The organism is Citrobacter sp. MGH106, from assembly GCF_001037495.1.
Taxonomy (GTDB): Bacteria; Pseudomonadota; Gammaproteobacteria; order Enterobacterales; family Enterobacteriaceae; genus Citrobacter; species Citrobacter murliniae.
Genome location: NZ_KQ089822.1, coordinates 301240 through 320237 on the forward strand (window position 1 = coordinate 301240; position 18998 = coordinate 320237).

22 protein-coding genes are annotated in these 18998 nt (G+C 51.6%); 8 read left to right on the forward strand and 14 right to left on the reverse strand.

Annotation, left to right across the window (positions count from 1 at the left end; genetic code table 11):
• Nucleotides 1–17: 17 nt before the first annotated feature.
• Nucleotides 18–1070: an A/G-specific adenine glycosylase gene (gene mutY / locus SK36_RS01395; RefSeq protein WP_136345244.1), complete on the reverse strand. Its 1053-nt coding sequence runs from the start codon at nt 1068–1070 to the stop codon at nt 18–20.
• Between the two features lie 160 nt (nt 1071–1230).
• On the opposite strand from mutY, the gene trmB reads away from it, so the two are divergent.
• From trmB to ansB, 4 genes are all read left to right on the forward strand, one after another.
• Nucleotides 1231–1950, forward strand: coding sequence for a tRNA (guanosine(46)-N7)-methyltransferase TrmB (gene trmB, locus SK36_RS01400; protein WP_045447409.1), 720 nt, complete (start codon nt 1231–1233; stop codon nt 1948–1950).
• Complete coding sequence (locus tag SK36_RS01405; protein ID WP_045447406.1) at nt 1950–2276, forward strand: YggL family protein; 327 nt, start codon at nt 1950–1952, stop codon at nt 2274–2276. Before trmB ends, SK36_RS01405 begins: the two co-directional genes overlap by 1 nt.
• Before the next feature lie 49 nt (nt 2277–2325).
• Nucleotides 2326–3045: a YggN family protein gene (locus SK36_RS01410; protein WP_045447403.1), complete on the forward strand. Its 720-nt coding sequence runs from the start codon at nt 2326–2328 to the stop codon at nt 3043–3045.
• A 188-nt stretch (nt 3046–3233) separates the two neighbouring features.
• Entirely contained in the window at nt 3234–4280 is a 1047-nt protein-coding gene (gene ansB / locus SK36_RS01415) for an L-asparaginase 2 (protein WP_045447400.1), read from the forward strand.
• 82 nt (nt 4281–4362) lie between these two features.
• Here ansB and hemW read toward each other — a convergent pair whose 3' ends face one another.
• The 5 genes from hemW to SK36_RS01440 are packed head-to-tail and all read right to left on the reverse strand — an operon-like array spanning nt 4363 to nt 7669.
• Nucleotides 4363–5499: a radical SAM family heme chaperone HemW gene (gene hemW / locus SK36_RS01420; RefSeq protein ID WP_048220574.1), complete on the reverse strand. Its 1137-nt coding sequence runs from the start codon at nt 5497–5499 to the stop codon at nt 4363–4365.
• On the reverse strand, nt 5492–6085 hold the full coding sequence (locus SK36_RS01425) for an XTP/dITP diphosphatase (RefSeq protein ID WP_045447394.1): 594 nt from the start codon (nt 6083–6085) through the stop codon (nt 5492–5494). The genes hemW and SK36_RS01425 overlap by 8 nt, the downstream gene beginning before the upstream one ends.
• A 7-nt stretch (nt 6086–6092) precedes the next feature.
• Nucleotides 6093–6383 (reverse strand): DUF167 family protein YggU, encoded by a 291-nt coding sequence (yggU, locus tag SK36_RS01430; RefSeq protein ID WP_003027101.1) that lies wholly within the window; start codon nt 6381–6383, stop codon nt 6093–6095.
• On the reverse strand, nt 6380–6946 hold the full coding sequence (locus SK36_RS01435; protein ID WP_045447391.1) for a YggT family protein: 567 nt from the start codon (nt 6944–6946) through the stop codon (nt 6380–6382). Before SK36_RS01435 ends, yggU begins: the two co-directional genes overlap by 4 nt.
• Before the next feature lie 18 nt (nt 6947–6964).
• The gene (locus SK36_RS01440) at nt 6965–7669 is read right to left on the reverse strand and encodes a YggS family pyridoxal phosphate-dependent enzyme (protein ID WP_045447388.1); all 705 of its coding nucleotides are present in this window, start codon (nt 7667–7669) and stop codon (nt 6965–6967) included.
• 17 nt (nt 7670–7686) lie between these two features.
• Between SK36_RS01440 and SK36_RS01445 the strand changes: the two genes are divergently transcribed.
• Nucleotides 7687–8667, forward strand: a complete 981-nt coding sequence (locus tag SK36_RS01445; protein WP_048220575.1) for a type IV pilus twitching motility protein PilT — start codon at nt 7687–7689, stop codon at nt 8665–8667.
• A gap of 43 nt (nt 8668–8710) precedes the next feature.
• On the opposite strand, the gene ruvX is transcribed toward SK36_RS01445, so the two are convergent.
• The 8 genes from ruvX to metK all read right to left on the reverse strand — a co-directional run bounded on the left by ruvX (nt 8711) and on the right by metK (nt 16110).
• Nucleotides 8711–9127 carry a Holliday junction resolvase RuvX gene (gene ruvX, locus SK36_RS01450; RefSeq protein WP_045447381.1) on the reverse strand — a complete coding sequence of 139 codons (417 nt, stop codon included), beginning with the start codon at nt 9125–9127 and terminating at the stop codon, nt 8711–8713.
• The gene (locus SK36_RS01455; protein WP_045447378.1) at nt 9127–9690 is read right to left on the reverse strand and encodes a YqgE/AlgH family protein; all 564 of its coding nucleotides are present in this window, start codon (nt 9688–9690) and stop codon (nt 9127–9129) included. The genes ruvX and SK36_RS01455 overlap by 1 nt, the downstream gene beginning before the upstream one ends.
• Before the next feature lie 179 nt (nt 9691–9869).
• Nucleotides 9870–10817, reverse strand: coding sequence for a glutathione synthase (gene gshB, locus SK36_RS01460; protein ID WP_045447375.1), 948 nt, complete (start codon nt 10815–10817; stop codon nt 9870–9872).
• A gap of 158 nt (nt 10818–10975) precedes the next feature.
• Entirely contained in the window at nt 10976–11707 is a 732-nt protein-coding gene (rsmE, locus tag SK36_RS01465) for a 16S rRNA (uracil(1498)-N(3))-methyltransferase (protein WP_045447373.1), read from the reverse strand.
• Nucleotides 11708–11783: 76 nt separating this feature from the next.
• Nucleotides 11784–12491: a deoxyribonuclease I gene (endA, locus tag SK36_RS01470; RefSeq protein WP_048220576.1), complete on the reverse strand. Its 708-nt coding sequence runs from the start codon at nt 12489–12491 to the stop codon at nt 11784–11786.
• A gap of 94 nt (nt 12492–12585) precedes the next feature.
• The gene (locus tag SK36_RS01475) at nt 12586–13083 is read right to left on the reverse strand and encodes a SprT family zinc-dependent metalloprotease (RefSeq protein WP_048220577.1); all 498 of its coding nucleotides are present in this window, start codon (nt 13081–13083) and stop codon (nt 12586–12588) included.
• 77 nt (nt 13084–13160) lie between these two features.
• A complete protein-coding gene (gene galP, locus SK36_RS01480; protein WP_045447364.1) occupies nt 13161–14555 on the reverse strand; it encodes a galactose/proton symporter in 1395 nt (464 codons plus the stop codon).
• A gap of 400 nt (nt 14556–14955) precedes the next feature.
• Nucleotides 14956–16110, reverse strand: a complete 1155-nt coding sequence (metK, locus tag SK36_RS01485) for a methionine adenosyltransferase (protein WP_048220579.1) — start codon at nt 16108–16110, stop codon at nt 14956–14958.
• Between the two features lie 482 nt (nt 16111–16592).
• Between metK and SK36_RS25125 the strand changes: the two genes are divergently transcribed.
• The 3 genes from SK36_RS25125 (at nt 16593) to speA (ending at nt 18939) form a co-directional block, all read left to right on the forward strand.
• On the forward strand, nt 16593–16730 hold the full coding sequence (locus SK36_RS25125) for a hypothetical protein (RefSeq protein ID WP_269429419.1): 138 nt from the start codon (nt 16593–16595) through the stop codon (nt 16728–16730).
• Nucleotides 16731–16822: 92 nt separating this feature from the next.
• Nucleotides 16823–16954 carry an acid stress response protein YqgB gene (yqgB, locus tag SK36_RS23205; RefSeq protein WP_071829029.1) on the forward strand — a complete coding sequence of 44 codons (132 nt, stop codon included), beginning with the start codon at nt 16823–16825 and terminating at the stop codon, nt 16952–16954.
• Nucleotides 16955–16962: 8 nt separating this feature from the next.
• The gene (gene speA / locus SK36_RS01490) at nt 16963–18939 is read left to right on the forward strand and encodes a biosynthetic arginine decarboxylase (protein ID WP_071829027.1); all 1977 of its coding nucleotides are present in this window, start codon (nt 16963–16965) and stop codon (nt 18937–18939) included.
• Nucleotides 18940–18998 lie beyond the last annotated feature (59 nt).

Here is an 18998-nt window from a genome sequence, read left to right on the forward strand (position 1 = left end):
CTCTATTAACCGACACGTTAAACATGCGTACCGGTACGTAATTGCTGTAACAAACGCTCCACGGGAGCCGCCAGTCCTACCGACGGCGGTTGCGCTAAGTTATACCAGAGCGCATTGCCTTCATCCATGCATGAGGTGAATGAAGACACGGGAAGCCACATAGGCACAATATCTAAATGGAAATGGCTAAAGGTGTGGCGAAACGCATTAAGTTGGGTCAGATTATCTGCGTTAATTTGCCGTTGCGCCAGCCACTGACGTAGCCCATCTTCATCTTCAAACTGCGGAAAACAGTACAATCCGCCCCATAAACCGCTTGGTGGGCGCTGCGCAAGCAATACCTGATCATCATGCTGCACCAGTAAAAAATAGCCTGTACGTTCTGGTAATGTCTGTCTGGGTTTTTTACCGGGGTAAAGTGACCAGCTTGTGTTGGCACTAGCCACACAGCCATTTTCTAGCGGGCACAGGGAACATTTGGGCTTCGAACGCGTACAGACCATCGCCCCTAAATCCATCATTGCCTGATTAAACCGCTCAACGCCTTTAGCTGGCGTAACCTGTTCGCTCAAATCCCAGAGCTTTTTCTCGACCTCTTTTTTACCTGGCCAACCGCTGACAGCATAACAGCGAGCCAGCACGCGTTTAACGTTGCCGTCGAGAATCGGAAAATGCTGACCCAGAGAAAGCGAAAGGATCGCGCCAGCGGTAGAACGCCCGACGCCTGGCAGGGCTGCTACTTCATCAAAGGTTTGCGGAAACGTTCCGCCGTGTAGCGTCGCTACCTGCTGAGCGGCTTTATGGAGATTACGAGCACGGGCGTAATAACCCAGACCGGTCCATAAATGAAGGACCTCATCCAGCGGTGCCTGTGCTAAGTCAGTAACCGTCGGGAAGCGCGCCATAAAGCGATCAAAATAAGGAATAACTGTCGCAACCTGCGTTTGTTGCAGCATGACCTCAGAGAGCCATACTTTGTAAGGCGTCTTGTCAATTTGCCAGGGCAGCGTTTTCCGTCCGTATTTGTCGTACCAGCCCAACACCTGAGCTGAAAATTGAGACGCTTGCATGGTTACCGTTTCATAATGACTGGGGGCAAGATTGCAGCACAGCGGCAACGGGGTGTAAACCGGAACTTTCCGCTGCTCACTTTCTTCCTTTACTTGCATCCGGCAACTAACTTTGGATAATGCCCGTTTTCAGAACTCAAACACAGCAGACTAAACTTTTATGAAGAACGACGTCATTTCACCGGAATTTGATGAAAACGGCCGCCCTCTGCGCCGGATTCGTAGTTTTGTTCGTCGCCAGGGGCGACTGACCAAAGGGCAGGAACACGCGCTGGAAAACTACTGGCCGGTGATGGGCGTTGAGTTTAGCGAAGAGCCTGTGGATTTTGCCGCGCTGTTTGGCCGTGAAGCGCCAGTGACACTTGAGATTGGTTTTGGTATGGGCGCTTCGCTGGTGGCCATGGCTAAAGCTCGTCCGGAACAGAATTTCCTCGGCATTGAAGTGCACTCTCCGGGCGTCGGCGCGTGTCTGGCCTCAGCTCATGAAGAGGGTGTCGAGAACCTGCGCGTGATGTGCCATGATGCCGTTGAAGTACTGCACAAAATGATTCCTGACAATTCTTTATCAATGGTTCAGCTCTTTTTCCCTGACCCGTGGCATAAAGCACGTCATAATAAACGCCGTATCGTTCAGGTACCATTTGCTGAGCTTGTTAAAAGCAAGCTGAAACTGGGCGGCGTTTTCCACATGGCTACCGACTGGGAAGCCTATGCGGAACACATGCTTGAAGTGATGTCCTCCATTGACGGATATAAAAACCAGTCAGAGAGTAACGATTATGTACCGCGCCCGGAATCGCGCCCGGTAACCAAATTTGAACAACGTGGTCATCGTCTTGGCCATGGCGTATGGGACTTAATGTTCGAGAGGGTGAAATAATGGCAAAGAACCGTAGCCGTCGTCTGCGTAAAAAAATGCATATCGACGAATTCCAGGAATTAGGATTTTCGGTTGCATGGCGTTTCCCGGAAGGCACATCTGAAGAGCAGGTTGATAAAATCGTTGATGACCTTATCAATGAAGTTATCGAGCCGAACAAACTGGCCTTTGACGGCAGCGGCTATCTGGCCTGGGAAGGTCTGATCTGCCTGCAGGAAATTGGCAAATGTACTGAAGAACATCAGGCGATTGTCCGTAAGTGGCTGGAAGAGCATAAACTTGAAGACGTGCGTACCAGCGAACTTTTCGATGTTTGGTGGGACTAAGTAGCAAAGGGTCGGCAAATGCCGGCCCGATTTGTATTGAGGGATAGATATGATGCGCAAAACGCTGCTGGCGGCACTCCTAACGTTCACGGCGATGGCCGCACATGCTGATTACAAGTGCAGCGTCACTCCACGAGACGATGTGATTTTAAGTCCGCAAACGGTGCAGGTGAAAGGTGAAAACGGCGATCTGGTTATTACGCCGACCGGAAATGTCACCTTCAACGGTAAACAATACACCCTGAGCGCTGCACAGCGTGAGCAGGCGAAAGATTATCAGGCGGCGTTGCGTAGCAGTCTGCCGTGGATTGACGAAGGTGCCAGAGCGCGCGTTGAGAAAGGTCGCGTGGCACTGGATAAAATCATCGCCAAAGAAGTGGGCGAAAGCAGTAATATGCGCGGTCGTTTAACCAAGCTTGATGCTCAGTTGAAAGAGCAGATGAACCGGATAATCGAGCATCGCTCCGACGGTCTGACCTTCCATTATAAGGCGATAGATCAGGTCCGCGCTGACGGGCAACAGCTGGTGAACCAGGCGATGGGCGGCATTTTGCAAGACAGCATTAACGAAATGGGAGCGAAAGCCGTGCTCAAAGGCGGCGGTAACCCGTTGCAGGGCGTGCTCGGTAGCCTCGGCGGCTTGCAAACGTCAATCCAGAACGAATGGAAGAATCAGGAACAAGATTTCCAGCAGTTTGGCAAAGATGTTTGCGCGCGCGTCGTAACGCTGGAAGATGACCGTAAGGCATTAGTTAACGGTCTGAAATAACATTCACTTCTCTTTAACGGTACAGAAACATTCTGTGCCGTTTTATTTTGTATTTTCCTGTTATTTTGATATCCACCTCTAAGAACGACAATTTCATGGAAATATAAATCTGGTTAATTGGACAATGTCACATTATTCATCTGTGAGATAGACATAATGCGGCAAATTCAAGTAACTGGAGAAATAACATGGAGTTTTTCAGGAAAACGGCACTTGCTGCACTGGTTATGGGATTCAGCGGCGCGGCGCTGGCATTACCTAACATCACCATTTTAGCCACTGGCGGAACGATTGCTGGCGGTGGTGATTCCGCAACAAAATCCAACTACACGGCAGGCAAAGTCGGTGTAGAAAATCTGGTAGATGCGGTGCCGCAACTGAAAGATATCGCTGTGGTCAAAGGCGAGCAGGTTGTGAATATCGGCTCCCAGGATATGAACGATGAAGTCTGGTTAACGCTGGCGAAGAAGATCAATGCTGAATGTGATAAAACCGACGGTTTCGTAGTCACGCATGGTACGGACACCATGGAAGAAACCGCATATTTCCTCGACCTGACAGTCAAATGCAACAAACCGGTGGTACTGGTAGGTGCAATGCGTCCATCTACTTCAATGAGCGCCGATGGTCCGTTTAACCTGTATAACGCGGTGGTAACGGCGGCAGATAAAGCCTCTGCAAACCGTGGCGTGCTGGTGGTGATGAACGACACCGTACTGGATGGTCGTGATGTGACCAAAACCAATACCACTGATGTTGCTACCTTCAAATCCGTTAACTACGGCCCGCTGGGATACATCCATAACGGCAAAATTGACTACCAGCGTACGCCTGCCCGTAAGCACACTACTTCTACGCCGTTCGATGTGTCTAAGCTGACAGAACTGCCGAAAGTGGGGATTATCTACAACTACGCTAATGCTTCTGATCTGCCGGCAAAAGCGCTGGTAGACGCAGGTTATGCAGGGATCGTCAGTGCGGGTGTAGGTAACGGTAACCTGTATAAAACGATTTTCGATACCCTGGCGACTGCCGCGCATAAAGGTACCGTGGTTGTGCGTTCTTCCCGTGTACCAACAGGTGCCACCACGCAGGATGCTGAAATCGATGATGCGAAATACGGATTTGTCGCTTCAGGTTCGCTGAACCCGCAAAAAGCACGTGTGCTGTTGCAACTGGCGTTGACGCAAACCAAAGATCCGCAACAGATCCAGACGATGTTTAATCAGTATTAATCTATAAAGATAGCTGCGCTTATCGTCTCTAAGCCCCCAGGCCTGATAAGCGCAGCGCCATCAGGCCTGGCTATTTTCAGTGTTATTCCGCTAAAAACAATTCCAGCAGAGAGTTTAAAAACAGCTTACCGTGTCGGGTAATCTGCCAGAACTCTTCGTTCTCTGTCAGATACCCCTGCGTGATAGCCTCATCAATCTCTTTACGAATAACGTCTTCGGCAAGCCCGGTATATTGGGTAAATTCAGCACGCGGCGCGGCTTCAAGTAAACGAAAACGGTTCATAAAGAACTCGAATGGTTTGTCGGTCTGCGCCACATCACGCTGGCTTTCCTGGTAGCGCCCCTGCATATATCCGCGCGGGTGTCGCGTTTTGGTGGTGCGCAGGATGCGTCCATCTGGAAAAGTGACTTTGCCGTGAGCTCCGCAGCCAATACCAAGATAGTCGCCAAAACGCCAGTAGTTCAGATTGTGCTGACACTGATAACCCGGCTTAGCATAGGCTGATGTCTCATACTGCTGATACCCGGCGGCGGTCAGCAACCGATGGCCCTGCTCAAAAATATCCCACAGCGCGTCATCGTCCGGTAATACCGGAGGGCGTGAGCCAAAGAGAGTATTGGGTTCAATGGTGAGCTGATACCATGAGAGATGAGGCGGGTTGAGCGCGATCGCCTGCTGCAAATCGCCCAGGGCCTCTTCAAGGGTCTGATCCGGCAAGCCGTGCATCAGATCAAGATTAAAGCTGCGAAGCCCCAGACCGTTCGCCAGATTAGCGGCGCGTTTGGCTTCTTCCGGCCCGTGTATACGTCCCAGGCGCTCAAGTTTAGTTGCGCTGAAACTCTGCACACCTATGGAGATACGGTTCACCCCAGCGTGTTGATAATCGACAAAGCGATCGGCTTCTACTGTACCGGGATTCGCCTCCATCGTGATTTCTGCATCAGCCGCCAGATTCAGGCGTGCGCGCACACCATCCAGCAGCGTTTGCATTGCCGGCCCTGAGAGCAGGCTTGGCGTGCCACCACCAATAAAAATCGTCTTTACTTCACGACCTTGTGCGTACGCAACGTCGGCATCCAGATCGCTCAGCAGATGCTGAACATAGTCATCATGGGGAACTTCACCCTTCAGCGCATGCGAATTGAAATCGCAGTAGGGGCATTTCTGCACACACCACGGGATGTGAATATAAAGACTCAGTGGTGGAAGCTTAACCATTACGCAGGGCATCCAGCAGCAGCTTCAGCGCTTGTCCGCGGTGGGAGATGGCACTTTTCTCTTCACGAGTCAGTTCTGCCGCGGTTTTACCTTCAGACGGTACAAAGAAGATCGGGTCGTAGCCAAAACCGCCGTTTCCGACAGGCTCGCGGGTAATCACGCCCGGCCAGGTTCCGTGACAAACAATTGGCGTTGGATCGTCCGCATGGCGCATATACACCAGCACGCAATGGAACTGTGCCTGACGTTTCTCTTCAGGGATATCCCGCAGGGTGTGCAGCAGCTTTTCCAGATTCTGTTGGTCGGTAGCATCTTCTCCTGAATAGCGAGCGGAATAGATGCCTGGTGCGCCGCCCAGAGCGTTGACAGCCAGACCCGAGTCATCGGCAATTGCCGGCAGTCCGGTGATTTGCGCAGCATGACGCGCCTTCAGAATGGCGTTTTCAATAAAAGTCAGGCCGGTCTCTTCAGCGGAGTCAACGCCCAGATCTGTTTGGGCGACAACATCAAGCCCGAAATCGCTCAGGAGAGAGGCGAGCTCACGCACTTTACCGGCATTGCCGGTTGCGAGGACAACTTTTTGCATGGGATACCTAATCAGTTAGTGCCGCAATTTCTGGCGGGATTTGTTGCGGATGAATGATTTTAACCTGTTTGTGACGGCCAAGCTCGCCCTTCTCAATAACAACCTGGCTTTTCGCCACGCGGAATTGTTTACCGAGAAATTTAACCAGATGACTGTTTGCCTGGCCATCGACCGGCGGGGCGGTAATGGCGACTTTTACTTCGTCGCCATGTAAACCCACAATACTGTCCCGGCTGGCTTTAGGCTGAATATAGAGCCGTAAAACCAGACCGTCATCGCAGGGTGTTACGGCACTCATAACGCCATCCACAGCCCCGGCAGCAGCATATTACCTGTCGCCTGTAATACCTCTGCAATCCCCATGTTGATGACATAGAGCAGCAGTACCAGGATCATCGGGGAAAAGTCGATTCCGCCCATGCCTGGCAGTATGCGACGGATAGGACGCAACAGTGGGTCCGCCAGTTGAATCAGCACGTACTCCACGGGGCTACGACCCTGGCTGACCCAGCTCATGATGGCCATGACCAACAGCACCCAGAAAATCAGCAGCCCAATGGTTTTCAGAACAATAAGTACGGCGGCGATCCAGATAATCGGCTGGAATGTGACCACTTTGAATAGCACTATTGCCTTGATAAAACTGAGAATTAACGCGATTACTAACGAGGCGCTGTCGATTGGTCCCATCGGAGGGATAATACGGCGTAACGGCCCAATAATGGGCTGCGTGATTTTCACAATGAACTGCGAGAACGGGTTGTAAAAATCACAGCGGGACCACTGCATCCATACGCGCAATAGCAGCGCCATGGTATACAGCTCAATTACCGTTGAGAGCAGGAAGGTCAACGTATTCATGGTGTTCCTTAGTTTTCCTTAATTTTTTGTGTAATCACGAGCACCAAAAATAGCAGTGCCAATGCGTACCATCGTGCTACCCGCCGCGATGGCAGCATCCATATCATCAGACATTCCCAGTGAGAGCGTGTCGATATTTGGGTAGCGCGTTTTCAGCCCGGCAAATGCTACAGCCATTTGCTGTGCAACTTCAAACTGCCTTACATAATCTGACTCTGGCGCCGGGATCGCCATCAGACCACGCAGGGTAATGCGTGGCAGTGCGGCGATCTCAGCGGCCAGGGTATCAAGTTCAGCAAGTTGAATGCCTGACTTACTGTTCTCATCGCTGATATTAATCTGAATCAGAACATTCAGCGGTGGTAAGTCTGTCGGGCGCTGTTCACTTAGACGGGTAGCGATACGCAGACGATCTATCGTATGGCACCAGTCAAAATGCTCAGCCACCAGACGACTTTTGTTGGACTGCAACGGGCCGATAAAGTGCCATTGCAGACCCTCTACGCCGCTTTCTTTGAAGTAGCGGATCTTGTCCACACCTTCCTGAACATAGTTTTCGCCAAAGGCACGCTGCCCTGCGGCAATGGCTTCTTCGATGGCGCTCGCAGGTTTGGTTTTACTTACTGCAAGCAACGTAACTTCTTCTGAAGACCGCCCGCAACGCGTCGCGGCGGCTAAGATTTTGTCCCGGACATGTGCCAGGTTATGCGCGATATCGTTCATTTTCCGAGGATGTTCATATGAATATGGAAGAAATAGTGGCCCTTAGTGTAAAGCATAACGTGTCGGATCTACACCTGTGCAATGCATGGCCTGCGCGCTGGCGCATACGGGGGAGGATAGAAATTGCGCCGTTTACTGCGCCAGATGTGGAACAACTGCTGATGGGCTGGCTCAGCGATCAACAACAGGTACAGTGGCGGGAAAGTGGACAGATTGATTTTGCCATTGTGCTGGCGGACTCTCGTCGTCTGCGCGCCAGTGCATTTGCCCACCAACAAGGGACTTCGCTGGCTCTGAGGTTGCTGCCGGTCGCCTGTCCGAACCTGGAGTCATTGCAGACACCTGACCTTATATCTGAACTGCTACATAGTGAAAATGGGCTGATTTTGGTGACGGGAGCCACGGGGAGCGGGAAGTCTACAACACTGGCGGCGATGGTGGAGTACCTTAATCTGAACGTTGAAGGACATATTCTGACGCTGGAGGATCCTATTGAATATCGCTATACCAGCAAGCGCTGTTTGATCCAACAGCGCGAGATGGGGGCGCATTGCAGCTCTTTTGCCGCAGGATTAAGAGCTGCGTTGCGTGAAGATCCCGACGTTATTTTATTGGGAGAACTACGCGACAGCGAAACCATCCGCCTGGCGTTAACCGCCGCAGAAACCGGGCATCTGGTGCTGGCAACGCTACATACGCGTGGTGCGGCGCAGGCGGTGGAGCGGCTGGTGGATACTTTTCCCGCGCAGGAGAAAGATCCGGTTCGTAATCAACTGGCGGGTAGCTTACGGGCGGTGCTCTCGCAAAAGCTGGAAGAAGATAAGCAGGGAGGGCGAGTGGCGTTATTTGAGTTGCTGGTAAATACTCCGGCTGTCGGCAATCTGATCCGCGAGGGTAAAAACCACCAGCTCCCCGGTGTTATACAAACCGGGCAACTGGCAGGTATGCAGACTTTCGCTCAGAGCCTGCAGCAGCGTCAGGCGCAGGGCAGGCTGTAATGGGCTGAGGGTTTATGCTGGAGCAAAATGAAACGATGACCTTTTAGTAACCCTGCTCGAAATAACTTTCGAGAATAACGACGGCAGAGGCGGAGTCCACTTTGCCTTTATTCAACGCACGGTATCCACCCTGCTCAAACAGACCGGAGCGCGCCTCCACTGTGCTGAGGCGTTCATCGTGAAGTGTCACAGTTACGCCAAAACGACCGTGAATTCGGTTGGCGAACTTGCGTGCGCGTGCGGTAAGGGGTTGCTCAGTGCCATCCATATTCAGCGGCAGGCCGACAATGACCTCATCCGGCTGCCACTCTTTAAGCAGGCGCTCAATCAAACTCCAGTCCGGTGTGCCATCCTGCGCTTTGATGGCGGGCAGCGGTCTGGCTGTACCGGTAATGCGCTGACCAATAGCCACGCCAATACTTTTGGTACCAAAATCAAAGGAGAGTAATGTTTCGCTCATTATGCATGCCCTGCCACGCCAGGCATGGTCAGAATATCTATCCCGATAAGTTTCGCTGCATCGCGCCAGCGATCAGCAATCGGTGTTTTAAATAAAATGTTGAGATCGGCGGGGGCTGTGAGCCAGGCGTTATCCAGCAATTCTTGCTCCAGCTGACCTTTTTCCCAGGACGAATAACCTAGCGCGACCAGTACTTCGGAGGGTTGTTCCTGTGTACCTAAGGTTTCTAACACATCGCGGGAAGTCGTGATGATGGTGTTATCTGAAATAAGAATACTGGATGCGAAGCGCGAAGGCGGGGTATGCAGAATAAACCCACGATCTTCTGCCAGTGGGCCGCCAAGCATCACGGCTTTATCCAGACGAATAGCCGGGTCACGCGCCTCTGGTGTAATCTTCAGTTTTTCCAGTATCCCTTCAATCTGTAAATTTTCCAGGGGTTTATTGATAATAATCCCCATCGCGCCGTTTTCATTATGCTCACAAATGTACACCACGGAACGGCGGAAAATCGGATCCTGGAGAGCAGGCATGGCAATAAGAAAGTGATGCTGTAAATTCATTGTCAGAGGTTCTGTTTCCTGGTTCAAAAAAGCAACAGTGTGCAGTATGTGGGGAAAGCCCTTAATTGTCACTCATGTAAGGCGTCTTTTGCCGGAAAGTAGCGCTTTTCCGGTTTGTAGGAGGCAAAAAACGTAGGCCGGATAAGACGCTTTAGCGTCGTCATCCGGCATTAAACGCTTTATTTCTGCAGACGTGCCTCGATAGCATCCATCAACATACCGGTAATGGATACCGGGAATTCTGCTTCAATCTCACGAATACAGGTCGGGCTGGTGACGTTAATTTCCGTCAGGCGATCGCCAATGATATCCAGACCCACAAAAATCAAGCCTTTGGCTTTCAGGGTGGGACCAATGCGACGCGCAATTTCCCAGTCGCTGTCGGTTAACGGACGAGGTTCGCCACGACCACCGGCGGCCAGATTGCCTCGGGTTTCTCCACCTTGTGGAATACGTGCGAGGCAATACGGAACGGGTTCGCCATCAACCACCAGCACGCGTTTGTCACCGTCTTTAATCGCCGGCAGGTAGTTCTGTGCCATACAGTAGCGGGTGCCGTGCTCGGTCAGCGTTTCAGCAATTACGCCCAGGTTCGGATCGCCTTCCTTCACGCGGAAGATAGACGCGCCGCCCATGCCGTCCAGCGGTTTAAGAATGATATCGCTGTGTTTCTGCCAGAAGGCTTTCAGTTGTGCTTTGTTGCGTGTGACCAACGTTTCCGGCGTCAGGTCGGCAAACCAGGCGGTGAACAGCTTTTCATTACAATCGCGCAGACTCTGCGGTTTGTTAACGATCAGTGTCCCTTTCTCTTCAGCGCGTTCCAGAATATAGGTCGCGTAGATAAACTCGGTATCAAACGGCGGATCCTTGCGCATCAGAATGACGTCCAGGTCTGCCAGCGGCAGATCCTGCTCGCTGTTGAACTCATACCATTTGTCGTAGTTCTGCTCTACGCTCAGGGTACGCGTACGGGCGCGGGCTTCACCGTTAATCAGATAAAGATCGGCCATCTCCATATAGTGAAGTTCGTAACCACGGCGTTGTGCTTCCAGCAGCATAGCGAAGCTGGAATCTTTCTTGATGTTGATGCTTGCGATGGGATCCATCACGATGCCGAGCTTGATCATTGTTCTTCTCCGTTAAAAGCCCAACCTCTTAGGCTATTTTTCTTGCCAGTTTAAACCTGGGCAGTGCTCGCAATCCTCACGTACTGCGTGTACGCTCCGGTTGCTGTGCGCTGTCCATGTTCAAACTAGCTGCGACAATTACGCCTAATAGGGCGGTCTTAGCCCAGATCACCAAAACGCACCTGTAGCGCGGTAATGGCGGTGAGCGCAGTTGTCTCAGTACGCAGAACGCGAGGTCCTAACAGGATATCAGTAAACTGATAACGTGCGGTCATGGCAATTTCATCTGCCGACAACCCACCTTCCGGGCCAATCAGCAACCGGATGCGCTCTACGGGTAGCGGCAGAGTGTTGATGCTCGCGCTGGCGCGAGGATGAAGGTTTAGCTTCAATCCCTCATCCTGTTCGGCGCACCAGGCTTCCAAATCCATCGCCGGGCGAATTTCAGGTACCCGGTTACGACCGCACTGTTCACAGGCAGCAATAGCTATTTTCTGCCACTGCTGGAGCTTCTTGTTCAGGCGTTCACTATCCAGTTTAACGCCGCAGCGCTCAGAAAAAAGTGGCGTAATGAGGCTTACACCCAGTTCAATCGATTTCTGGATAGTAAATTCCATCTTTTCGCCGCGAGACATAACTTGTCCAAGATGGATATGCAGCGGTGATTCACGATCGTCATGCTCAGCGCTAAGTACTTTCACATCCACACTTTTCTTGCTGGCATGGGTGATTTCGGCGTCAAATACTTGATTGCTACCGTCAAACAGTTGTAGCGCCTGGCCTGCGCCCATACGCAGCACGCGGCCGATATGGTTGGCGGCATCTTCACACAATGAAATTTGGCTGCCGGAAGAGAGTGGTTCAGGGTGATAAATGCGAGGAATGCGCATAGTTAACCATCCGCGTCATGGCCCTGAGCAACTTAAAGGTCAGGGCATGGGTTAAAAATATTGACGCTAGTGTAGGTTAGCTCTTTTGCGCCTGGCAAGCGCGTTGCACGTATGGGTTATGGTTACCCTGTACCTTAGCGATGCGTTCGTCGCGTTCACACTCCCAGTCCGTCACCGGATATTGCTTATTCCAGGCATTAAAAAGCTGGGTTTGCTGGCGGGAAAGCGTCAGATTGTACTGGTCGCGCATATAAAAATAGGTACGAGCAATGGCACCACGAGCGCGTGCAGGCGGCTCGGCCACTTTTTCTTTAAAGTCGACCTTCATGGCGCACTGTCCGTACTGACCTTCACCGCCGTTCCACTGGCTGTACATGAAGTTAGCTCGATCGCCATTCACTTCACCCACCGCCGGTTGCAGGTTATGCATATCGCTTTCCATTTTGCGATAGACCGGATCTTTGGCACAGTTTTTACGTCCGCCGTCTTGCCAGCACTGGCGCTGATGACCAAATTGCCAGGCTGGCACGACATGTTCCCATTCAATACGGCTGGCACGATTTTCATTTTTTCGCACTTTATAGCCGCAGGAGGCCAGGTCAACGACCCCTTTTTTTCCCTGCCAGTTAATTTTACATCCGCAGTAGAAATCGCCAGGCGCACCGGCGTTAACTTTTACTCCTGCCGTTTTCGCTTGTGAAAAACTGTTGATGCCTTCGGCTAAAACCGGACCAGATAGCGCTGTGGCCAGCAACGCCACGGCAAAAGAGAGATTACGGTACATCACGAACTCCGTGTCAAATCGAGCGCGCAACGTAGCGAAAGTTGTTCCTGTATGCAATCAGCAGGATCAGAAAAGTTCCTGATAATTCGCAGGATTATTCGGCAACCAACGGTTCACCGCAGTGGACGCAGCGATAAGTCGCTTCACCGCGAACAACGCGATTGTGGCGACGGACAGTGAGCTGGTGCTCCTGGCACTTACAGTGGTAGGTATAGGTATTGCGTCGTACTGACTGAAGTTCGAACTGATGCGTGCGTCTGGCCGGTACGCCCAGCACATTCTCCATCATCCATTTCCACTCTTTACCGTGTGGCGGTACGCGGCCAAAGTATTTCCAGACCAGCAAATGCGCCAGTTCATGAGGAACGACCTCTTCAACGAACGCCTCGACGTTTTCCATCAACAGTACCGGGTTGAGGCGGATTTCATAGTTTTGCAGCCACGCCGTACCCGCTGCGGTGCCACGTTGTTGATAAACCAGCTTTGGTTCCGGGTAATTACGTTCCAGCTTTTGGTTTGCTTGGGCGAGTTTTTCCCGCAGGCTGTGCATTACGGCTTGCTGGATAGCGATGGGTAGACGGGAGGTTTTCATAACGCCAGAGGATAATGGGACAGGAAAAGGACTGCAAGAGGGAGGCTTCCCCCGGTGGGGGAGGAAGCCTCAGATGATTAGTCGTGTGCGCCGATTTCGCGCAGTTTACGGCCTTTCATCAGGTTACGTTCAATGTGTTCCAGAGAAACGTTTTTGGTTTCCGGAATCAGCCACAAGGTCAGGAAGATGAACAGGACGTTCAGACCACCGTAGACCCAGAAGGTATTGGCGCTTCCCAGCGAGTTCAGCATCGTCAGGAAGGTTGCGCCGACAATCATGTTGGCAATCCAGTTGGTTGCAGTAGAACAGGTAATCCCGAAATCGCGGCCTTTCAGCGGCTGAATTTCAGAACACAGTACCCAAATCAGCGGACCGGCACTCATTGCGAAGCCAACGATAAACATTAGCAACATCAACACTGCGAAGTACTGGGCAGCAGCAGAATGTATACCCACATGCATCATGGTACCCAGCACGCCCATACCAACGGCCATGACGATAAAGCCGAGGATCAACGTTGGCTTACGGCCCCAGCGATCAACCAGGCCAATGGCAATAAAGGTAGCCAGTACGTTGGTCAGGCCAACGATAACGGTGCCCCACATCTGCTCAGTGGTGTTGGTGTAACCCGCCAGTTCAAAGATTTTTGGCGCGTAGTACATGATGACGTTCATCCCGGTGAATTGCTGCATCACCTGTAACAGCACGCCGAGGAATACCGCGCGACGGAAGTTGCTGTTCTCTTTAAACAGCGCCCAGCCACTCTGTTTCACCTGCAGGCTTTCACGAATTTCATCCAGCTCGCGCTTGGCTTCTGCGCTGGTATCTCGCAGGCGCAACAGCACCCGTTCGGCATCAACAAAGCGACGTTTGGCGGCGAACCAGCGTGGACTGTCCGGCAGGAAGAACACGCCAACCAGTAGCAGCAGAGCAGGGATGATAATTACGCCCAGCATCCAGCGCCATGCACCGCTATAGCTAAATGCGGTATCGGACAGATAGGCGCCGAGGATCCCGATGGTGATCATCAACTGATACATGGAGATCATGCTGCCACGGATCTTTTCCGGTGCAATTTCGGACAGGTACAACGGTGCGGTGTAGGACGCGACGCCAACCGCCAGGCCCAGCAGTACGCGGGAGAGAAGCAGCACTTCAACATTCGGTGCGGCTGCGGAGAACAGCGACCCTGCGACAAACAGGATGGCGCCGATCATCAGGCTTTTTTTACGCCCCAGCTTGAAGGAGAGCCAGCCACTGCCGACAGCCCCTACGGCTGCACCAAACATCATGGAACTCACCACCCATTCCTGAGTGTGTGCGGAAATTTGAAACTCGTCGGTAATGAAAGGTAAAGCACCGGCAATAACACCGATATCCAGGCCAAAAAGTAATCCTGCCAGGGCTGCAAGAAAGCAGACAAAAAATGTCATGGCTTTGTTGGAACGCCCCTGTTTTTTATTGTCAGGCATGATGCCCTCCGGTTGGGTAGCTAGTTTTGTTGATGTTAAGGGTAGGTGAGTACGGAGTAAAAAAATGCGATTTTCATCACATTAGTGTAATCGCTTACACTAACATTCATATTGATTATGTATTATCTTATTGAAAATAAAGATTTTTAATAATGCTGTTTGGTGAGTGATTGCCTGGAATTAAGACGATGCTGAAAAAATATGTAACAGTATTGAAACTATAGAAATAAGGCAATGTGAATTCAGTGTGGGTTGATATTAACTGAATGTAATCGCTTTCATTTGTAGTGAAAGTCACGTGTAAAACGCATTGCCAGTGGGCTGAGTTGTGGGCGAGGCGAAGGCAAAAAAAAAGACCAGCCTTCAGGCTGGTCCTAATTTGCTGTCTGTTGCCGGTGAATTACTTCAGACCGGCAGCATCACGCAGCAGTTGCGCTTTGTCAGTTTTTTCCCATGGGAAATGTTCGCGACCAAAGTGACCGTAAGCGGCGGTTTCTTTGTAGATCGGGTGCAGCAGATCCAGCATCTGAATCAGGCCGTACGGACGCAGGTCGAAGAACTCACGAACCAGCAGGGTCAACTGTTCAGAAGATACTTTTTCAGTACCGAAAGTTTCCACCATGATAGAGGTCGGTTCAGCTACGCCGATAGCGTAGGAAACCTGAATCTCACAACGGTCAGCCAGACCTGCGGCAACGATGTTTTTCGCTACATAGCGGGCAGCGTAGGCTGCGGAACGGTCAACTTTAGAAGGATCTTTACCAGAGAATGCACCGCCGCCGTGACGAGCCATGCCGCCGTAGGTATCAACGATGATTTTACGACCTGTCAGACCGCAGTCGCCCATCGGGCCGCCGATAACAAAACGACCAGTTGGGTTGATGAAGAATTTGGTCGAAGCAGTCAGCCACTCGGTCGGCAGTACTGGCTTGATGATCTCTTCCATCACCGCTTCTTGCAGTGATTTTTGATCGATGTCTTCTGAGTGCTGAGTAGACAGAACTACTGCATCAATACCGACAATTTTGCCATCGTCATACTGGAAAGTGACCTGGCTTTTTGCATCCGGGCGCAGCCAGGATAACGTGCCGTTTTTACGTACTTCAGCCTGACGCTGAACCAGACGGTGAGCATAGGTGATGGGAGCTGGCATCAGCACGTCGGTTTCATTGGTTGCATAACCAAACATCAGACCCTGGTCACCCGCGCCTTGCTCCAGTGGATCGGCACGATCAACACCCTGATTGATATCCGGGGACTGTTTACCGATAGCACTCAGGACAGCGCAAGAGTTAGCATCAAAGCCCATGTCGGAATGCACGTAGCCAATTTCGCGAACGGTGTTACGGGTGATCTCTTCGATATCTACCCATGCGCTGGTAGTGATCTCACCGCCAACTAAAACCATGCCGGTTTTGACGTAGGTTTCGCAGGCAACGCGTGCTTTCGGATCCTGTTCGAGGATTGCATCCAGAACAGCATCAGAAATTTGGTCAGCGATTTTGTCAGGATGCCCTTCTGATACGGACTCGGACGTAAAAAGGTGTTTTGCCATATTTAATTTCACCTAAGGAGAATTTGGTTAGCTCAAACTGTTGCGTGGAATAGTCATGTGTAGAAGATTCTACCATGAGTCTGCATATTACTGACACTGGCAGTCTGAGTGTTAATCGGTATAGATGGATTAACTTCTGGACGTCTATTTTAGGTTACTTCTCCGCACGATTTCCAGCTTTTTTTGAGTAAAGTCGTATTGCACTGAAAATGTAACTGGAAATTTTTCCTGACGGTGCTGGCAATGCGTGCATTTATCTTTTGCTTTTTCGCACTGTTGTCGGTATAAAACGCGGCGCGCGGCTCAAATATCCGTCATAGTTCAAGTTGCATATGCATTGGCTTCCTGCAACTCGAATTATTTAGGGTAGACAAAAAGCACACGACGTTTTCATCGTGTTGCCACTTCCAGCCGGGTTAAAACTTTAGCTTTGGCTTGTGGGTTCGTTCTTTATGGAGCGACCATGGAGGTGATACGAGATAATGAACCGTTGTATTCTGCTGAATCTGTCACACCGTTCTGGTGTACATATGTCCCCCGCAATCTGCATCTTGCATACCTGCCGATGTTATACCCATCTCGGCGCTTCTCAGGACTCCAGAGCCGGTAACGGCAACTAAGGACTGAACAAGGGCGCTCTTGTTAAAACAAGAGTTTTCTCGTGGTTTCGCCGAACCGTCATCTTTAAGTTCGGTTACGTGTTTACAATGAAATGAAAAAGAAACCGGTCGCACAGTCGGAGCGTCAGCACTATCTGCTGGAAAATCTGCCTGTTTATGGGTTGTTATCGCGTCTTCGGATTGCGATAGTAGTCAACTGTTTTACACTTGTTAATAAAATCTGAGGTTCGCTATGTCTGACGACATTTCTATGGGTTCGCCTTCGTCAGCAGGCGGACAGGGTGTACTACGCTCCATGCAGGAGGTTGCAATGAGTTCCCAGGAAGCCAGCAAGATGCTGCGTACTTACAATATTGCCTGGTGGGGTAATAACTACTATGACGTCAATGAGTTAGGACACATTAGCGTGTGCCCGGACCCTGACGTACCGGAAGCGCGCGTCGATCTCGCTAAACTGGTGAAAGCCCGTGAAGCGCAAGGCCAGCGCCTGCCTGCATTGTTCTGCTTCCCGCAGATCCTGCAACACCGTCTGCGTTCAATTAACGCCGCGTTTAAACGCGCGCGGGAATCTTACGGCTATAAAGGCGACTACTTCCTTGTTTACCCGATCAAGGTCAACCAACACCGCCGCGTGATTGAATCGCTGATCCATTCCGGTGAGCCACTGGGGCTGGAAGCGGGTTCGAAAGCCGAACTGATGGCTGTTCTGGCCCATGCGGGTATGACCCGTAGCGTTATCGTCTGTAACGGCTACAAAGACCGTGAATATATCCGTCTGGCACTGATTGGCGAGAAGATGGGCCACAAGGTCTATCTGGTCATCGAGAAGATGTCTGAAATCGCTATCGTGCTGGATGAAGCTGAGCGCCTGAATGTGATCCCGCGTCTGGGCGTGCGTGCGCGTCTGGCATCACAAGGTTCTGGCAAATGGCAGTCCTCCGGCGGCGAAAAATCCAAGTTCGGTCTGGCGGCAACGCAGGTTCTGCAACTGGTTGAAACGCTGCGTGAAGCAGGGCGTCTGGATAGCCTGCAGTTACTGCACTTCCACCTCGGTTCGCAGATGGCGAACATTCGCGATATCGCGACCGGCGTACGTGAATCTGCACGTTTCTACGTTGAACTGCACAAACTGGGTGTTGATATTCAGTGCTTCGATGTGGGCGGCGGTCTGGGCGTGGATTATGAAGGTACGCGCTCGCAGTCTGACTGCTCGGTCAACTATGGGTTGAACGAGTACGCCAACAATATCATCTGGGCGATTGGCGACGCCTGTGAAGAAAACGGATTGCCGCACCCGACGGTGATCACCGAGTCTGGCCGTGCGGTAACCGCGCATCATACCGTACTGGTGTCTAACATTATTGGTGTGGAGCGTAACGAATATACCGAGCCGACCGCACCGGTTGAAGATGCTCCACGTGCGTTGCAGAGTATGTGGGAAACCTGGCAGGAAATGCACGAACCAGGTACCCGTCGTTCGCTGCGTGAATGGCTGCACGACAGCCAGATGGATCTGCACGACATTCATGTTGGCTATTCATCCGGTACGTTCAGCCTGCAGGAGCGCGCCTGGGCGGAGCAACTGTATTTAAGCATGTGCCACGAGGTGCAAAAACAGTTAGATCCGCAAAACCGTGCGCACCGTCCAATCATTGATGAACTGCAAGAGCGTATGGCGGACAAAGTGTACGTCAACTTCTCACTGTTCCAGTCAATGCCGGATGCGTGGGGCATCGATCAACTGTTCCCGGTTTTGCCGCTGGAAGGGCTGGATCAAGTGCCTGAGCGTCGTGCGGTATTGCTGGATATCACCTGTGACTCTGACGGCGCTATCGACCACTACATCGATGGGGATGGTATTGCCACCACCATGCCGATGCCGGAGTACGATCCAGAGAACCCGCCGATGCTGGGCTTCTTTATGGTGGGTGCGTATCAGGAAATCCTCGGCAACATGCACAACCTGTTCGGTGATACCGAAGCGGTTGACGTGTTTGTCTTCCCGGACGGCAGCGTGGAAGTTGAGCTATCTGACGAAGGGGATACCGTGGCGGACATGCTGCAGTACGTACAGCTGGATCCAAATACTTTGCTGACGCACTTCCGTGACCAGGTCAAACAGACCGATCTGGATGATGCTCTGCAACAGCAGTTCCTCGAAGAGTTCGAGGCAGGTCTTTACGGATACACATACCTGGAAGACGAGTAAGGCTGTCCCGGTTCGCTTGAACCGGGACAAATTAACGGCGATAATTCGCCCATATAAGT

Excerpts from the sequence above, each read along its gene's own strand:
- mutY (WP_136345244.1), bottom strand. The coding sequence starts at position 1,070 with ATGCAAGCGTCTCAATTTTCAGCTCAGGTGTTGGGCTGGTACGACAAA.
- trmB (WP_045447409.1), top strand. The coding sequence starts at position 1,231 with ATGAAGAACGACGTCATTTCACCGGAATTTGATGAAAACGGCCGCCCT.
- SK36_RS01405 (WP_045447406.1), top strand. The coding sequence starts at position 1,950 with ATGGCAAAGAACCGTAGCCGTCGTCTGCGTAAAAAAATGCATATCGAC.
- SK36_RS01410 (WP_045447403.1), top strand. The coding sequence starts at position 2,326 with ATGATGCGCAAAACGCTGCTGGCGGCACTCCTAACGTTCACGGCGATG.
- ansB (WP_045447400.1), top strand. The coding sequence starts at position 3,234 with ATGGAGTTTTTCAGGAAAACGGCACTTGCTGCACTGGTTATGGGATTC.
- hemW (WP_048220574.1), bottom strand. The coding sequence starts at position 5,499 with ATGGTTAAGCTTCCACCACTGAGTCTTTATATTCACATCCCGTGGTGT.
- SK36_RS01425 (WP_045447394.1), bottom strand. The coding sequence starts at position 6,085 with ATGCAAAAAGTTGTCCTCGCAACCGGCAATGCCGGTAAAGTGCGTGAG.
- yggU (WP_003027101.1), bottom strand. The coding sequence starts at position 6,383 with ATGAGTGCCGTAACACCCTGCGATGACGGTCTGGTTTTACGGCTCTAT.
- SK36_RS01435 (WP_045447391.1), bottom strand. The coding sequence starts at position 6,946 with ATGAATACGTTGACCTTCCTGCTCTCAACGGTAATTGAGCTGTATACC.
- SK36_RS01440 (WP_045447388.1), bottom strand. The coding sequence starts at position 7,669 with ATGAACGATATCGCGCATAACCTGGCACATGTCCGGGACAAAATCTTA.
- SK36_RS01445 (WP_048220575.1), top strand. The coding sequence starts at position 7,687 with ATGAATATGGAAGAAATAGTGGCCCTTAGTGTAAAGCATAACGTGTCG.
- ruvX (WP_045447381.1), bottom strand. The coding sequence starts at position 9,127 with ATGAGCGAAACATTACTCTCCTTTGATTTTGGTACCAAAAGTATTGGC.
- SK36_RS01455 (WP_045447378.1), bottom strand. The coding sequence starts at position 9,690 with ATGAATTTACAGCATCACTTTCTTATTGCCATGCCTGCTCTCCAGGAT.
- gshB (WP_045447375.1), bottom strand. The coding sequence starts at position 10,817 with ATGATCAAGCTCGGCATCGTGATGGATCCCATCGCAAGCATCAACATC.
- rsmE (WP_045447373.1), bottom strand. The coding sequence starts at position 11,707 with ATGCGCATTCCTCGCATTTATCACCCTGAACCACTCTCTTCCGGCAGC.
- endA (WP_048220576.1), bottom strand. The coding sequence starts at position 12,491 with ATGTACCGTAATCTCTCTTTTGCCGTGGCGTTGCTGGCCACAGCGCTA.
- SK36_RS01475 (WP_048220577.1), bottom strand. The coding sequence starts at position 13,083 with ATGAAAACCTCCCGTCTACCCATCGCTATCCAGCAAGCCGTAATGCAC.
- galP (WP_045447364.1), bottom strand. The coding sequence starts at position 14,555 with ATGCCTGACAATAAAAAACAGGGGCGTTCCAACAAAGCCATGACATTT.
- metK (WP_048220579.1), bottom strand. The coding sequence starts at position 16,110 with ATGGCAAAACACCTTTTTACGTCCGAGTCCGTATCAGAAGGGCATCCT.
- SK36_RS25125 (WP_269429419.1), top strand. The coding sequence starts at position 16,593 with ATGAACCGTTGTATTCTGCTGAATCTGTCACACCGTTCTGGTGTACAT.
- yqgB (WP_071829029.1), top strand. The coding sequence starts at position 16,823 with ATGAAAAAGAAACCGGTCGCACAGTCGGAGCGTCAGCACTATCTGCTG.
- speA (WP_071829027.1), top strand. The coding sequence starts at position 16,963 with ATGTCTGACGACATTTCTATGGGTTCGCCTTCGTCAGCAGGCGGACAG.